At 40.0% G+C, this 14669-nt stretch carries 14 protein-coding genes; 10 read left to right on the top strand and 4 right to left on the bottom strand.

Annotated elements, in window-relative coordinates; genetic code table 11:
• Positions 1–29: 29 nt before the first annotated feature.
• The gene (locus tag ACODST_RS21560; protein WP_488934156.1) at positions 30–749 is read right to left on the bottom strand and encodes a S24 family peptidase; all 720 of its coding nucleotides are present in this window, start codon (positions 747–749) and stop codon (positions 30–32) included.
• An 89-nt stretch (positions 750–838) separates the two neighbouring features.
• Here ACODST_RS21560 and ACODST_RS21555 point away from each other — a divergent pair, with 89 nt between their 5' ends.
• From ACODST_RS21555 to ACODST_RS21540, 4 genes are all read left to right on the top strand, one after another.
• Positions 839–1048 carry a hypothetical protein gene (locus tag ACODST_RS21555; protein WP_488934155.1) on the top strand — a complete coding sequence of 70 codons (210 nt, stop codon included), beginning with the start codon at positions 839–841 and terminating at the stop codon, positions 1046–1048.
• Between the two features lie 64 nt (positions 1049–1112).
• On the top strand, positions 1113–2198 hold the full coding sequence (locus tag ACODST_RS21550; RefSeq protein ID WP_488934154.1) for a hypothetical protein: 1086 nt from the start codon (positions 1113–1115) through the stop codon (positions 2196–2198).
• A gap of 37 nt (positions 2199–2235) precedes the next feature.
• On the top strand, positions 2236–3339 hold the full coding sequence (locus tag ACODST_RS21545; RefSeq protein ID WP_488934153.1) for a hypothetical protein: 1104 nt from the start codon (positions 2236–2238) through the stop codon (positions 3337–3339).
• A 47-nt stretch (positions 3340–3386) separates the two neighbouring features.
• A complete protein-coding gene (locus ACODST_RS21540) occupies positions 3387–4484 on the top strand; it encodes a hypothetical protein (RefSeq protein WP_488934152.1) in 1098 nt (365 codons plus the stop codon).
• Positions 4485–4603: 119 nt separating this feature from the next.
• Here the strand turns inward: ACODST_RS21540 and ACODST_RS21535 are convergent, their stop codons facing one another.
• Positions 4604–5257: a S24 family peptidase gene (locus tag ACODST_RS21535; protein WP_488934151.1), complete on the bottom strand. Its 654-nt coding sequence runs from the start codon at positions 5255–5257 to the stop codon at positions 4604–4606.
• 587 nt (positions 5258–5844) lie between these two features.
• Between ACODST_RS21535 and ACODST_RS21530 the strand changes: the two genes are divergently transcribed.
• The 6 genes from ACODST_RS21530 to ACODST_RS21505 all read left to right on the top strand — a co-directional run bounded on the left by ACODST_RS21530 (position 5845) and on the right by ACODST_RS21505 (position 12740).
• Positions 5845–6933: a hypothetical protein gene (locus ACODST_RS21530; protein ID WP_488934150.1), complete on the top strand. Its 1089-nt coding sequence runs from the start codon at positions 5845–5847 to the stop codon at positions 6931–6933.
• A 40-nt stretch (positions 6934–6973) separates the two neighbouring features.
• Complete coding sequence (locus ACODST_RS21525) at positions 6974–8080, top strand: hypothetical protein (protein WP_488934149.1); 1107 nt, start codon at positions 6974–6976, stop codon at positions 8078–8080.
• A 51-nt stretch (positions 8081–8131) separates the two neighbouring features.
• Positions 8132–9232: a hypothetical protein gene (locus tag ACODST_RS21520; protein WP_488934148.1), complete on the top strand. Its 1101-nt coding sequence runs from the start codon at positions 8132–8134 to the stop codon at positions 9230–9232.
• A 248-nt stretch (positions 9233–9480) separates the two neighbouring features.
• Positions 9481–10557, top strand: a complete 1077-nt coding sequence (locus ACODST_RS21515; RefSeq protein WP_488934147.1) for a hypothetical protein — start codon at positions 9481–9483, stop codon at positions 10555–10557.
• Positions 10558–10576: 19 nt separating this feature from the next.
• Positions 10577–11641 (top strand): hypothetical protein, encoded by a 1065-nt coding sequence (locus ACODST_RS21510; protein WP_488934146.1) that lies wholly within the window; start codon positions 10577–10579, stop codon positions 11639–11641.
• Between the two features lie 25 nt (positions 11642–11666).
• Complete coding sequence (locus ACODST_RS21505) at positions 11667–12740, top strand: hypothetical protein (RefSeq protein ID WP_488934145.1); 1074 nt, start codon at positions 11667–11669, stop codon at positions 12738–12740.
• 525 nt (positions 12741–13265) lie between these two features.
• Here the strand turns inward: ACODST_RS21505 and ACODST_RS21500 are convergent.
• Positions 13266–13478: a hypothetical protein gene (locus ACODST_RS21500; RefSeq protein ID WP_488934144.1), complete on the bottom strand. Its 213-nt coding sequence runs from the start codon at positions 13476–13478 to the stop codon at positions 13266–13268.
• 23 nt (positions 13479–13501) lie between these two features.
• Positions 13502–14491, bottom strand: coding sequence for a DUF6268 family outer membrane beta-barrel protein (locus ACODST_RS21495; protein WP_488934143.1), 990 nt, complete (start codon positions 14489–14491; stop codon positions 13502–13504).
• Positions 14492–14669: the final 178 nt, after the last annotated feature.

The following is a 14669-nucleotide window of genomic DNA, read 5'->3' as shown; positions in this document are numbered from 1 at the left end:
TCAGAAAATACGCTTTTCAGGATTCCGGATCACGCCATGGAATTCAAACATACCGAAGCTTTAATTAAAGCCAGTCCTTTTATATGACGAAGCGGAAAATCTTTGGGTTCAAAGCGGCTGTCTTCGCTTACAAGTTTCACATACTCATTCCCTAATTCTGATTTCTGAATCCATTTAATCATGACAAATTCATCACCATCATCGTTAACGAGAACCACCAGGTACATTTCGCCCCAAAAAATACTGTTCAGGGCAGTACCTACTTTTTTATACAATATGATATCTCCGGCTTTTATTACCGGATACATACTGTTGCCGCTCACACTAAGCGCACCGTCGCATTTAGGAAGATTGGGAATAGTAATATAATCCAAAGGTTTTTCGTTATGATCTTCTGCAAACAATACTGCCGCCGCCTGCTGCTGCAGGGCATACAAAGGCACGACCTGTCTTGATGTAACGCTGTCTGCCGGCAGGGTAACCTTATAAGAGACGTTTTCTTCTGCTACATCCTTTTTTTCCAAAGAAGACAACTTCCTGATCATCCCCCCTTCGCCCATTAATAGCCAAAGCGGATCAATATCCGGACAATTGTCTATTATTTTTACCAGAATGCTTTCGCCTAAATCAGCATTTCGTTTTAACTGTTTTCCTAAATAACCATTCGAAAGACCAATATTTTCCTCAAAAGGCTTGGCTTTTATGCCTTTATACTCCATATATTCATATACTCTTTCGATAGCCTTCATAAAAAAAATAGAAAAAAGTCTAGTATTTTTCTTGCAAAATAGAAAATTGGTTATATATTTGCCTTTGCAATAAGAAACAATAGGGGAAAATGAGCAAAGAAACAAAAAAAAACAAAAAGTACACTTACGATCAAAGAATATTAAAAGCTTTGGTGGATAAGTACGGACTGACCGTAGTATACATACGGCAGTGTTTGAGCGGACACAACCTGAGCCCTACAGCTGACAGAATCAAAAGCGATTATAAAGAAATTGAAAAAGCTTTTCAAATCGTACTTACTGACCTTCTTAAAAGATAAACCATTATTAAATACTGGATATCGATCTCACAACCAATAGTATACATTACACACTTTACCAAACATGAAAACTTATATCAAAGCAGTCTTATTTTTCTGCGTTTCAGGATTACACTTTTCCTACGCACAGGTAGGCATACCCAACAATAACCCCAATAAAAATGCGGTTTTAGATCTAAATAAAACAGACGGTACTAACGACAAAGGTTTACTGCTGCCCAAAGTAGCCCTTCGCAGCACCAACGATCCCGCACCAATGGAGGCCCATGTGACCGGAATGTCAATATACAACACTGCCAATGCAGGAACAGGTATTTATGCCGTAACACCGGGCGAATATTACAATGACGGTACACAGTGGCTACGTGCAGCTTCTAATTCCTGGCAGCAGGGAGGAAACATCAACACCTCAATTAAAACACTGGGTACTAAAGACAATTTTGACCTTTCTGTTAAAACCAATAATACGGAAAAAATGAGAATTACTTCAGGCGGACAAGTATTGGTAAACACTGCGAGCCCCCTAGCCGGAGGAAGCAGTGCCAAACTTCAGATTAATAACGGAACGACAAATGGAGCTCTCCAAATTACAGACGGCACACAGGCTGACGGAAAGGTTTTAACTTCTGATGCTAACGGAGTAGCCACCTGGAAAACCCCTGCTGTACAATATTCTATTGCAGGAGTTATTCCAGCAGCTTCGGTTACTGTTGGCATGACTTCATCCAATACAACCTTTTACACCGGCTGTTATATTGATCTTCCTGCCGGGCAGTGGAATATTTTTACAACCCTGTACATCGATGCCGGAGGCACCGCCCTTAAAACTCCCGCCAGCAGCAATACCGGTTTTATGTCTTATTTCCTATCCACTTCCAGCTCTATTATTTCACCGCCAAATTACGCCTCTAATATCAAATCGATTATTTTACCTCCGGCATTTTTTAACAACTCTACTTTAATCCGGTGTTATGGAACCGGCGCTATCCCCATAACCCTTAACACCTCTCAAAGAATATACATATGGGCATTTCTGCTGAATGAAACCTTTAATTCACTACCTGCTGCCCCCAATACAGCAATAGCCAATGCTACCAGTATAAATAACTCTGCCTACACACAGCTGTATGCCGTTCCCATAACTTATTAATACTTATTTTTCCTGAAACCCTTTATTTTCAAACAGTATGAAGACCTATTTTAAATCAAGTTTTTTATTTTGCTTTCTGCTGGTAATGACAGCTGCCTATCCACAAGTAGGTATATCCACCAATACCCCGAATATAAATGCCGTGCTGGATCTCAACAAAACCAATGGCACTCATACCAAAGGATTACTATTACCCAAAGTTACCCTTACCAGCACTAACAGTTTCCTTCCCATGGATGCTCATGTTACCGGTATGGAAGTTTACAATACCGCAACAGCAGGAACAGGCATTTACGCTGTTACACCCGGTGAATACTATAATGACGGTACACAGTGGGTACGTATAGGAACTAATCCCTGGCAGATAGATGGAAATACTAATGCGGCCGTTAAATCAATAGGAACCAATGACAATTTCGACCTGCCTGTCACTACTAACAATACCGAAAAAATGCGAATTACTTCCGGAGGACAGGTACTGGTAAATACGGCCGCCTCTTTGGGAGGCGGTGCCACGGCAAAACTGCAGATTAATAATGGAGCCGTTCCGGGAGCTTTGCAGCTCTCAGACGGTACACAGGGAAACACCAAAGTTTTAATATCTGACGCAAATGGCGTGGGCAGCTGGAAACCCGCCGCAAGTCAGTATACCATTTTAGGAATAATGCCTTCTACCGAGATCAACGCCCCGGTTACTGCAAGTAATACCATCTTTTATACGGGCTCCTACATTGACCTACCTCCAGGACAATGGAATGTATTTGCTACTATGTGGCTCAAAGCAAAAGGAACTAATGTTATTACCCCTATGTCATCAAATCAGGGATTTATGTCTTTTTTTCTTTCAACCTCCTCATCGACTAATTCCCCGCCCAATTATGCTTCCAATGTAAAATCAATTATTTTACAGCCTCTGTACTTCAGCGGCTCTCCACAGATTGACACTTACGGAACCGGAATCATCCCAATTACCTTAAATACCTCTCAGAGAATATATGTCTGGGGATATGTCAATCCGGGCACTTACAGTTCACTACCCACTGTTGCGAATGCAGCAGCAGCCAGTATATCCTGTTTTAATTCTATTACCGGAACTTATGGTCCTTATACACAATTATTTGCTACCCCGGTAACATACTAATTGTAGTAAGAAAAAAATACTTCAAAAAACAATTTACTTCGAATTTTATGAAAACATATTTCAGAATACTATTGCGTTTTAGTGCCCTGTTTACCATTTCGGTTTATTCACAGACCGGTTTACAGGGAAACTCTCCCAATAAAAATGCCGTACTGGATTTGAATCAAACCAACGGCTCGAGCACCAAAGGATTACTTTTACCTAAAGTTGCCCTTAACAGTACTAATGACTATGCACCTTTGAATGCTCATGTTGCCGGAATGAAAATATACAATACAGAAACTGCGGGAACAGGAGCATATGCTGTAACGCCAGGCGAATACTATAATGATGGCAGCCAGTGGATTAAAATATCTGCTAATCCCTGGGTTTTAAACGGAAATACTAACGGCTCTGTTAAAACCATAGGAACCAATAATAATTTTGATCTGCCCGTTACTACCAACAATACCGAAAAAATGCGTATTACTGCCGGAGGACAGGTATTAATAAACACAACTTCTCCTTTGGTTGGCAGCAGCACTACAAAGGTACAGGTATATAACGGTAATACACCCGGAGCTATCCAAATTATCGATGGTACACAAGGAGCCGGGAAAGCTTTAACTTCTGATGCCAATGGAGTAGCCACCTGGAAAGCCCCCAGAAATCAGTATACCATTTTAGGAACCGTACCTGCCGCTCCAACTACCAGTCCCGTTACAGCAGCCAATACCTTTTTTTATTCCGGCTGTTATATTGACCTGCCAGCCGGACAATGGAATGTTTTTGCCACTATGTGGTTTACCGCTCAGGGAACCGGTGTTATTACAAACATGAATTCAAATCCGGGTTATATGACTTTTTTACTTTCTACCTCTGGTTCAACTGTCAGTACACCTACCCATCTTTCTAACATTCAGCAATATATTTTACAGAACCTGTATTTTAGCGGTCCATGGCTTAGTCAATATGGGGGCGGTTCGATTCCGATTACAGTAAACTCTCCCCAAAGAATATATATCTGGGGGTATGTAAGTCCAAATACGTACACTACATTGCCTTCAACTGCAAACACAACTGTAGCAAATGTATTAAGTTATAATAGCGCAACTGGGTCATACGGCCCCTATACCCAGCTATACGCCACTCCAATTAATTTTTAAAAGTCCTTTTGTGTCTTAGACCCTGATTACAGTAATAAACAAACAGGTACCCGCCATTGTAAGGCGTACCTGTTTTTTTTATTCTAAAAAGCAAATTTTACAAAGATCTAAAAACACGATTAAAACTGTACGTTCACCCTAACCGTGGCTTTTACCAGTGCCAGGGCTTTGATACTGCTTATGGGAAACTCTATGGTTTGGTACTGGCTGTTTTGAGAAACAAACTGCACATAAGAATCCTGATCGGATTTTTTTAGAAAACGGGTAAAAAAGTAGTCATTCCCATCGTTACTAACATACACCAGGTACATTTCGCCCCAGATAATATTGTTTTGGGGATTGTTAATTTTTTTAAAAACTACAATATCACCGCTTTTTAACAGCGGATACATACTGTCGCCGGTAACATAAAGTGCTCCGTCTGAATCATACACTTTGGCAATACTCATAAAACTGACTGGCTTTTGACCGGTATTTTCGGTAAACAAATCTTTAATCCCGGCAGCCGAATCGATATCATACAGTGGAATACTAAGATGAAGGTCCGGTTTTTCTTCTTTTTGAAGGTTCAATTTTAACATATTTCCCTTTCCGGTCAGAAGCCATTCCGGGTTAAGATCAGGAAATTGATGTAAAATTTTACATGCCTTGTCAGTCCCCATATTACTGCTATTGTCTAAAAACTTATTAGAGAAACCCAGCAATTGCGCGAACTTATACCTAGTAATACCTTTTAAATCAATATACTCCTTCACTCTCTCGGTAGCACCCATAAAAACGATTAATGTAATTTTTTACGTTAAAAATTTGTTTTGATGTAAGATTTTACACCATCTTTGTCCCGACTAAAAAACAAACAGAGCAATTCAACAAAACAATACACAAAAATATAAAAACAAAACTGAGTTATAATCAAGATACACTTAAAGATTGTATATAAGCTTTATATATGATCTTAGGCTGTGCTTATATATATCAATTTTTTTATAAGAATACAGCCTGCCCATTTTTTGCAATACCGTAAACGCCATTTGAGTCCGGTTTCCTAATATAAAACCGGTTTTCTTCTTTTATTCACACCCGGCTTTATACACCTTATTTTTTATTTTGTTTCAATACCACTTCCCGAAACAAGTTAAATTTTACCCAAACACTATTTCCAAAGACAGAAGTATGCCCTGTTAGTTTCTTATTTGAAAACAAAAACAGGCAGTTTATTTTTTTTGAAAAACTTTTTTTGAAAAGGTTTACTAAATCCCGGTCGTCCATCTTCTCAAAAAAAAAAAAAAAAACAATACAACAATTGATTTAATTAAACATAACGGTCCCTGCCCGGACCAGCATTATTCTATTATAAACTATGAAAAAGTATAGTAAAGCAATTCTATTTTTATTTTTTTTAGGATCACACTTTTCCTACGCACAGGTAGGCATCCCGAATAACAACCCCAATAAAAATGCAGTACTCGATTTAAACCGAACCGACGGCACCAGCACCAAAGGACTTTTACTGCCCCGTGTAGCCCTTACCGCTACCAACGACTATTTACCTATGGAAAACCATGTGGCCGGAATGAAAGTATACAATACAGCCATTTCAGGAACCGGAATTTATGCTGTGACCCCGGGAGAATACTACAACGACGGCACCCAATGGATCCGTGCCGACTCCAATTCGTGGCAGCTGGACGGGAACACCAATGGAACCGCCAAAACCATAGGCACCAACGACAATTTTGACCTGCCTGTAGAAACCAATAATACCGAAAAAATGCGAATTACCACAGCAGGACAGGTACTCATAAACACCCCGACACCGTTGGGAGGAGGCAACACCGTGAAACTACAAATTAACAGCAGCACTGCCGGAGCGCTTCAGCTGAAAGACGGCACCGAAGGCAATAACAGGGTATTAAGCTCCGATGCCAACGGAGTAGGCACCTGGAAAACTCCGGCCATACAATACTCTATTCCGGGTTTTATTCCCAGCACCGTTACCAGCACCCCTATGATATTTAGCAACACCACCTTTTATACCGGCTGTTATATCGACCTGCCGACCGGACAATGGAACATCATTACCACCCTGTTTTTTACAGCCGGCGGCAGCAGCCTTAGAACTCCTGCTACTTCAAATCCTGGTTTTATGTCTTATTTTTTATCTACTTCCAGCACCGTAAATGCTCCTCCGGTTTACGCCTCTAACATCAAATCGATTATTTTACCTGCCTTGTATTTTAACGGCGCCGCATCAATTGGCTGTTTTGGAACCGGAGCCATTCCTTTAACCATAAACAGCCCTCAAAGAATATACATCTGGGGATTTGTTGATGCCGGAAACTTTAGTTCCCTGCCAGCAACAGCCAATATATCAACAGCTTATGCATCCAGTGTAAATAACAGCGGCGGCGGCTACACCCAACTGTATGCTATTCCCATAACTTATTAAGTATTAAAATTTTGACAAAATACCTAATCCTTTTACGATTATGAAAATCCATTTTACAACCGTGCTAACCCTTTACTGCTGGGTATTAACCACCCTGTCTGTTTTTGCGCAGACCGGTATTCCCAATAACAATCCTAACAAAAATGCGGTACTCGATTTAAACAGAACCAACGGCAGCCATACCAAAGGCCTGTTATTGCCCAAAGTAGAACTCAGCAGCACCAATGACTATGCCCCTCTGGACAGCCATACAGCCGGAATGATTGTATACAATACTGCCACAGCAGGCACCGGAAACCATGCCGTAACCCCGGGCGAATATTATAACGACGGTACACAATGGGTACGCATCATGAACAACTCCTGGCAATTGGGCGGAAACAGCAACGGTAGTATAAAAACCATAGGAACCAACGATAATAACGATCTCCCGGTTAAAACCAACAATACCGAAAAAATGCGTATCACCACTAGTGGACAGGTCCTAGTTAACACCACAACCCCCTTAGCAGGAGGCAGCACTGCCAAAATGCAGATTAACAACGGTGCTATTGCAGGAGCCCTGCAGCTGGCAGACGGTACACAAGGTACCAATAAAGTTTTAACCTCAGATGCAGACGGAATAGGCAGCTGGAAAACAGCCGCCAGCCAGTATACTATTTTAGGAGTAATACCTTCAACCCGGACAAGTACTGCTGTTACTGCATCTAACACCACTGTCTATACGGGTTGTTATATCGATTTACCGGCCGGACAATGGAATGTTTATGCCACTACCTGGTTAAAATCTGAAGGATTAAATGCCATTAGCCCCAACAAATCAAATCCGGGTTTTATGTCTATTTTTCTTTCTACTTCAGATGTAACCAACTTACCGCCAACCTATGCTTCCAATATTAAATCGATTATCCTACAGCCCTTGTATTCTAGTGGTTCCTTATCAAATGAGGTTTACGGAAGCGGCTCCATTCCCATTACCCTGGCTGCCCCTCAAAGAATATATCTTTGGGGATATGCCAGCCCTGCCGCCTACAGCTCATTACCAGCTTCACCCAATGCGGCAACAGCAGCTCTTGCAAGCCTGAACGGACAGCCCGGAACCTATGGCCCTTATACACAACTATTTGCAACCCCTATGACTTACTAAACTTTAGATCTGAGGAACCACCTTATTCAAAAACAATTTATTTTAGAATTTATGAAAACGCATCTTATACTATTTTTCTGGCTGTATGGTTTGTTTACCATACCCTTTTATGCCCAGACCGGACTGCCCGGAAACAACCCTAATAAAAATGCCGTATTAGATTTAAACCCAACCAACGGCGGCAATACCAAGGGCCTGCTATTGCCCAGAGTAACCCTTAGCAGTACCAGTCTCCCTTCTCCCCTGAATGATCATGTAGCCGGAATGACCGTATACAATACAGTCGCTGCCGGATCTGGAGCCACTGCCGTAAGCCCGGGAGAATACTATAACGACGGCACACAATGGATACGGCTTACCGCCACTCCTTGGCAGATGGACGGTAATACCAACAACGCTGTTAAATCCATAGGAACCAATGACAATACAGACCTGCCCATTGTTACCAATGCTGCCGAGAAAATGCGTATTACTTCCGGCGGTCAGGTATTAATAAATACCGCAGCCCCCTTAACCGGAGGCGGCAATGCAAAAGTACAGGTAAACAACGGGACTACCGCAGGAGCCATTCAGATCACAGACGGCACACAGGGAGCCGGTAAAATTTTAACATCAGACGCTAACGGGGTGGCCAGCTGGAAAACATCAGCCAACCAGCAGACCATTTTTGGTACCATCCCGGCACCCACTTTAAACGCTGTTATCTCCACCGATACCTTCTTTTATACGGGCTGTTATATTGATCTTCCCCCGGGACAATGGAATGTTTTTGCTACGATGTATTTTATTGCCGAAGGATCGGCCGCTATTACCCCTATGAATTCAAATCCGGGTTTTATGGCCTTTTCACTCTCCACTTCCAGTTCTGTCAGAACGGCTCCTGTATACACTTCTACCATAACCAATTATCTTTTACAGTCGGTATATTTTAGCGGCTCAAATCTTAGTAATTACGGAAGCGGCTCCATTCCTATTGCCACAACCGCAGTTCCTACTCAAAGGATATACATCTGGGGATATGTACATGCAAGCACCTACAGTTCTTTACCGGCGGCGGCCAATACGGCTGTAGCACGTGTACAAAGTATTAATGATTCACCTGGAATGTACGGCCCCTATACACAACTATACGCTACACCAATAAATTTTTAATATCCGAGTACAGGATAAAAAAAAATAACACAAAAACACCTAACTCTTTAAAAATCAAGAAACACATGAAATAAACTCACAAAAAATAGAGTCCTTTCCCGAAGCTCCGGAGCAGCTGCCCTATGTTAACACAAATAAAACGTATTGGGGCAAATGCTCTATGGGAGCCATACTAGTTTTGCAGTAAATTTTTTTAAGTTTCGTAATAGGAAACTTGACTTTACAGAACTTTTTTATTTCAAAACAGTATGAAAACATATTTTACTTCTATTTTACTGCTATTAGGCTGTGCATTGGTATCTCTGCCGGCTTGTGCACAGGTGGGGATACCCAATAATAATCCTAACAAAGATGCCGTACTCGATTTAAACCGGACAGACGGTACCAGCAATAAAGGACTTTTATTACCTAGCGTAGAACTTACTGATACAAACGATTATGCCCCAATGTCTGCTCATGTAGAAGGAATGAACATTTATAATACCGTAACAGCAGGAACGGGATCCACTGCAGTAGCACCAGGCGAATATTACAACGACGGGACCAAATGGGTACGTATACCTATTGCTACTTGGCAGTTAAACAATAATGAAGCAACCAATCCTTCTGTAAATTTTATAGGAACCAAAGACAATCAAGACTTTGTAATCCGTACTAATAATACAGAACAAATGCGCATTACTAATACTGGAAAAGTTTTAGCAGGAACAGCCAGTGTACCTACAGGCAGTGCCAATGCAAAGTTGATTATATACAACGAAACTATGGCCGGAGCCCTTCAAATTAAAGATGGAACGGAAGCGGCAGGAAGGATATTAACCAGCGATGGGAATGGTGTTGGCACATGGCAACCTTTAAATATAGGATATAAATTAACAGATATTGACTATTCAGCACTTTCTTCCATAACAACATTAACCACAATTGGTATTGCTCCATCTACAGTTTATCAGTTTTTACCAGACACTTCACTAACCATCACTATACCAACCGGATATACAAACACTAAGATTGCCATACGATGGAATTTTGTAGCAGAAGTATCCACTTCAACAATTATTAACAATCAGGGGAATATTCGTTTTGCTATTAAACAAACTGGCACCTCTTCTGATCAAATTAATAGCATTTGCATGGCAGGCTGGACTATGCCAAGTAACACAAAAACAGTTAGATATAATGCTCCGGTTGCCTACATTATTAATGGACTTGCTCCTGGAAGCTATACTTTTCAACTTGGTATTGCAAGAGAAAATGAAATTTCTACCTCAGTAACTCATAAATGTACAATTGTAACTGGAAAAGCAGAAGTGTATGTGCAATAATTATTTTAAAACAACGAAGATGAAGAAAAATATAATATTAATTGGGATAGCAGTATTTTGTACAGCTTTTAATATTACCGCACAAGTAGGTTTTATGGGTAACATCTCAAATAAAGATGCTGTGTTAGACCTAAATAGCAGCAATGAATCTAACACTAAGGGATTACTATTGCCAAGAATGGCTTTAACTAGTCTTACGAGTGCAAATCCATTGACAGCACACGTAAAAGGAATGAAAGTATACAACACAGTTATTGCAGGTAACGGTACTACACAAGTAGTTCCAGGTGAATACATTAATGACGGGACGAAATGGGTTCGTACTTCATCATCTGCATGGCTGCCAACCGGAAATTCTCACACCACAGCAACAGTTAACAGTTTAGGAACCACAGACGCTACTGACTTAGTAATAAAAACCAATAATACAGAGCAAATGCGCCAAACTAAAAATGGAAATATATTAATAGGATCCACCACTCCTCCAGCCGGAGGTGAAACTACAAAACTAAGCATAAACAGTACTATTGCAGGTGCCTTGCAAATAAAGGATGGTACAGAAGGGAATGGTAAATTTTTAGTAAGTGATGCAAATGGCAAAGCAACTTGGGAGACTGTGGATTTAGGAAAAAGAGCCGTTAGCACTGATTTATGTTCAGTGATTAATAGTAAAACAACAATAACAACATATACTAATGCTTCATACAATAATTATCAACTCATACCTAACACAGTTTTAACTGTAACTATACCTTCGGGCTATGCTTCTTCCACAGTTGTTATACAGTGGGATGCATGGGCAGGTATAGAAATAAACGGCGCTTCTCCTAACCAAGGATCTTTACGTTATAGCTGTATCAGGACCGGTACATCTTCTGCTGTAACAGCTGCGGGTATGTCTCAGTGGACTAGATATCAATCAGGTTATATCCGAAGTGCCATTCCAATTGTACAAACATTTCAAAACTTAAGCCCTGGAACTTACAGTTTTCAACTAGGAGTTACAAGAGAAGATGAAACTGGTTCAGCCCCAACTTTAAATTTTTGGGGTGTGCAAGGTAAGGCAGAAGTTTACGTAGAATAAGGATACACCTTTTAATTTTGAAACTATGAAAATATATATAATAATGGTAAGCCTGTTAGTAACACTAGTAACTAATAAAATTTCTGCACAGACAGGAATAACAACCAATAACCCTAATAAAGATGCTGCATTAGATCTAAATAAAACTTCTGGTACCAATACCAAAGGACTTATATTACCAAAAATGGCTTTAATAGCAACAGACAGTCCTCTTCCTTTATCTGCTCACATAGAAGGAATGAAAGTCTACAATACAGCTACAGCGGGAACAGATGCTACAGCAGTTACTCCAGGAGCTTATTTTAACAATGGTACCCAGTGGGTTCGTATTCTTTCCAGTGCATGGGAATTAAATGGGAACATCGGAACTATTCCTACAATAAACTTTATAGGGACTACTGATACTGCAGACTTTGTACTAGAAACAAATAACACAGAACGCATGCGAATAACAAGTACTGGAAAAATTTTAGCAGGAACCTCTAATGTACCAACAGGAGGTGCAAATTCTAAAGTAATTATTAACAACGGAACCACAGCCGGGGCAATACAAATAAAAGATGGAACAGAAGGAATTGGGAAGCTACTCGTTAGTGATGCAAACGGTGTAGCTAAATGGCAGTCAATAAGTCTTGGATATAGATTAGTCAGTGCAGACATGTGCTCAATAATCAATACTCCAACAAATATAACCACCTTTAATAATCCAAATAATTATGTAAATTGGCAATTTATTACAGGATCTGCCCTATCAGTTACTGTACCTGCAGGTTATACTACCGTTAACGTTTTGATAAAATGGGATATTTGGGGAACTGTAGCATCTAGTGTCAGTAAAAATCAGGGATCTATTCGTTTTGCTATTAAACAAACTGGTACCTCAACAGCTCAGATAGCAAGCATCTCAATGACAAGCTGGGCAGTAGCAGCAAATAGCACAAGTACTTCATTTAATGCTCCTGTTGCATATAGTATATCTAATCTTGCTCCCGGAAACTATACTTTTCAATTAGGAATGGCTAGAGAGGAAGAATTTTCCACTGCTAATCCTTGCAGTCTAGAAGGCATACAAGGAAAGGCAGAGGTATTTGTAAAATAATAATCCCTGTCATATAGCCCTTATGTATATAATTGTCAATGTTTTTAGCTCCATCTTACAGAAATTTACAGCCCTTACACACAGTTATACGCTACGCCCATAAATTTTTAAGTATCTCATTTGAGTATTAAACTAAAAGTTACTTTTTAAGTTTTTTTCCCATCCTAACCAACCTTAAACCACTAAGGCACGAATCGCAGGGTTCGTGCTTTTTTTGTTTAGTATAAAAATACAATTGAAAAACAATCTGTAAAAACAGTAAACCTAGAGCTGTTTCAGCCATTCCAGCAGAGCCACCAAAAGCGAAAGAATAAAACCGGTCATCGTATATTTTTAAATTTTCAGAAGAAATTATCGTACAAAACTATATCAAAAAGCGAAATATACAGCTGCGTATTTCTACCTGTTTTTTAATGGCAAAAATCAATGGCAATTTCAATTTCAATGGCAATCAAAATAATAAATGGCATTAACAATCGTCATTTTAGCTATCCCCAACAACTCATAACTCATAACCCATAACTCTCAATCGAGTCGCACACAAATATATCCCAGACGGTTTACACACTCGATGATGATCTTCCAGCGGGGTTTAACGGCTTCGACCCTGAGGATTTTATCGCAGTCTTCGAGATCAAAATTAATTTTATAATCCGGAAAAAGTCTACGGATTACGGCTATTACAGAATCAGTATCGGATTTACTGTATACATTGGTTTTAAAAATTTCAACTTCCATAACTGGTATCATTTTATGCTGTATTACTTTTTCTGAAAAAGATTATAAGAGATTCCCATTCTGAAATACCCCTGCGGATCTTCTTTATGATCGTATACATAACGGCTCGTGCGTTCTCCTTTTTCGGTAACACGTGCACTCAAAACATGATTGACACCGCCTTTTACAAAAGCAATAATTTTGGGTGTAAAACAATATTCGTAGGTAATCCCGGATTTGAGTTCGAGCTGGTTGAGTTCGTAAACGCCTTTAAAATTGGGTGTATTCAGGTTTAAGTAAAAATTCTCGGTATTGAGTTCCGTTCCCAGCGAGAGCCTTCCGTTTTCAAGTAATTCCCTTCTGAACAGCAAACGCTGCGGCAGGATAAAATCCATATCCCATTTAGAATCTTTAAACTTATGGTTCAGCGTAAACAAAGGTGTCATAGGCACAATAGAGGAAGGATCGAGCAAAACCAAAACTCCGGCCGTAATAGTCGTATTGGGCGTTCGTTTTAGCACTAAAGCCCCCGAAACAAATCCTTTTACACGCTGAAGGTTGTCTTCGTTTCCGTCGACAATAGCTGTGGCATTGTAAATAACAGGTTTTTTTAAAAGCGACGACATATAGGTCGCACTTACCGCTCCGGCCCAGTAATGAAACTCCCGAAGGTCCCTCGTATACGTTTGCGTGGTATTGTAATTATAAATATTGCCAAATTCATAACTTTCGTATTTATAACGCAGCGAAGTTGTTAGTACCAGCCGTTTGGATTTCGAAGTATAAAAAGGCAGGTTAAAAGCGGCCTTAAAACGGTTATGCCTCTGGATACGGCCTCTTTCGAAATTATTTCCCATAAAATCAGAATCGTAGTTTGAAGGTCCCAGTGCTTCATATTGTACATCAAAGGTTCTGGTAGTGGGAAATTTGTCCACGAGGGCTTTTCCCAACGTTTTCATTCCCGGTTCTTTTTCCTGTGCGAATGCCTGAAGAGACGTAAAGACAACAACAAACGAAATGATTTTTGATTTCATAAATTTAGGATAATATAAAAATTGTATTGGGGGTTATATTTGAAATTCAGGGTCAAAAATAAGCGGGCCGTTCTTATTATAACAGAATTTTTATACCAGCGCCGTATCATTTATACGAACGCCATTGGTATAAATTATCCTTTACAAAGTGTTATAAACTATACGATTATAGTATTTT

It is taken from the genome of Flavobacterium sp. FG19, from assembly GCF_057809475.1.
Note: the sequence above shows the minus strand (reverse complement) of the source record. Positions and strands in the feature narration are given on the sequence as shown.

Coding starts and splice junctions, on each gene's coding strand:
- ACODST_RS21560 (WP_488934156.1), bottom strand. CDS start 749: ATGAAGGCTATCGAAAGAGTATATGAATATATGGAGTATAAAGGCATA.
- ACODST_RS21555 (WP_488934155.1), top strand. CDS start 839: ATGAGCAAAGAAACAAAAAAAAACAAAAAGTACACTTACGATCAAAGA.
- ACODST_RS21550 (WP_488934154.1), top strand. CDS start 1,113: ATGAAAACTTATATCAAAGCAGTCTTATTTTTCTGCGTTTCAGGATTA.
- ACODST_RS21545 (WP_488934153.1), top strand. CDS start 2,236: ATGAAGACCTATTTTAAATCAAGTTTTTTATTTTGCTTTCTGCTGGTA.
- ACODST_RS21540 (WP_488934152.1), top strand. CDS start 3,387: ATGAAAACATATTTCAGAATACTATTGCGTTTTAGTGCCCTGTTTACC.
- ACODST_RS21535 (WP_488934151.1), bottom strand. CDS start 5,257: ATGGGTGCTACCGAGAGAGTGAAGGAGTATATTGATTTAAAAGGTATT.
- ACODST_RS21530 (WP_488934150.1), top strand. CDS start 5,845: ATGAAAAAGTATAGTAAAGCAATTCTATTTTTATTTTTTTTAGGATCA.
- ACODST_RS21525 (WP_488934149.1), top strand. CDS start 6,974: ATGAAAATCCATTTTACAACCGTGCTAACCCTTTACTGCTGGGTATTA.
- ACODST_RS21520 (WP_488934148.1), top strand. CDS start 8,132: ATGAAAACGCATCTTATACTATTTTTCTGGCTGTATGGTTTGTTTACC.
- ACODST_RS21515 (WP_488934147.1), top strand. CDS start 9,481: ATGAAAACATATTTTACTTCTATTTTACTGCTATTAGGCTGTGCATTG.
- ACODST_RS21510 (WP_488934146.1), top strand. CDS start 10,577: ATGAAGAAAAATATAATATTAATTGGGATAGCAGTATTTTGTACAGCT.
- ACODST_RS21505 (WP_488934145.1), top strand. CDS start 11,667: ATGAAAATATATATAATAATGGTAAGCCTGTTAGTAACACTAGTAACT.
- ACODST_RS21500 (WP_488934144.1), bottom strand. CDS start 13,478: ATGGAAGTTGAAATTTTTAAAACCAATGTATACAGTAAATCCGATACT.
- ACODST_RS21495 (WP_488934143.1), bottom strand. CDS start 14,491: ATGAAATCAAAAATCATTTCGTTTGTTGTTGTCTTTACGTCTCTTCAG.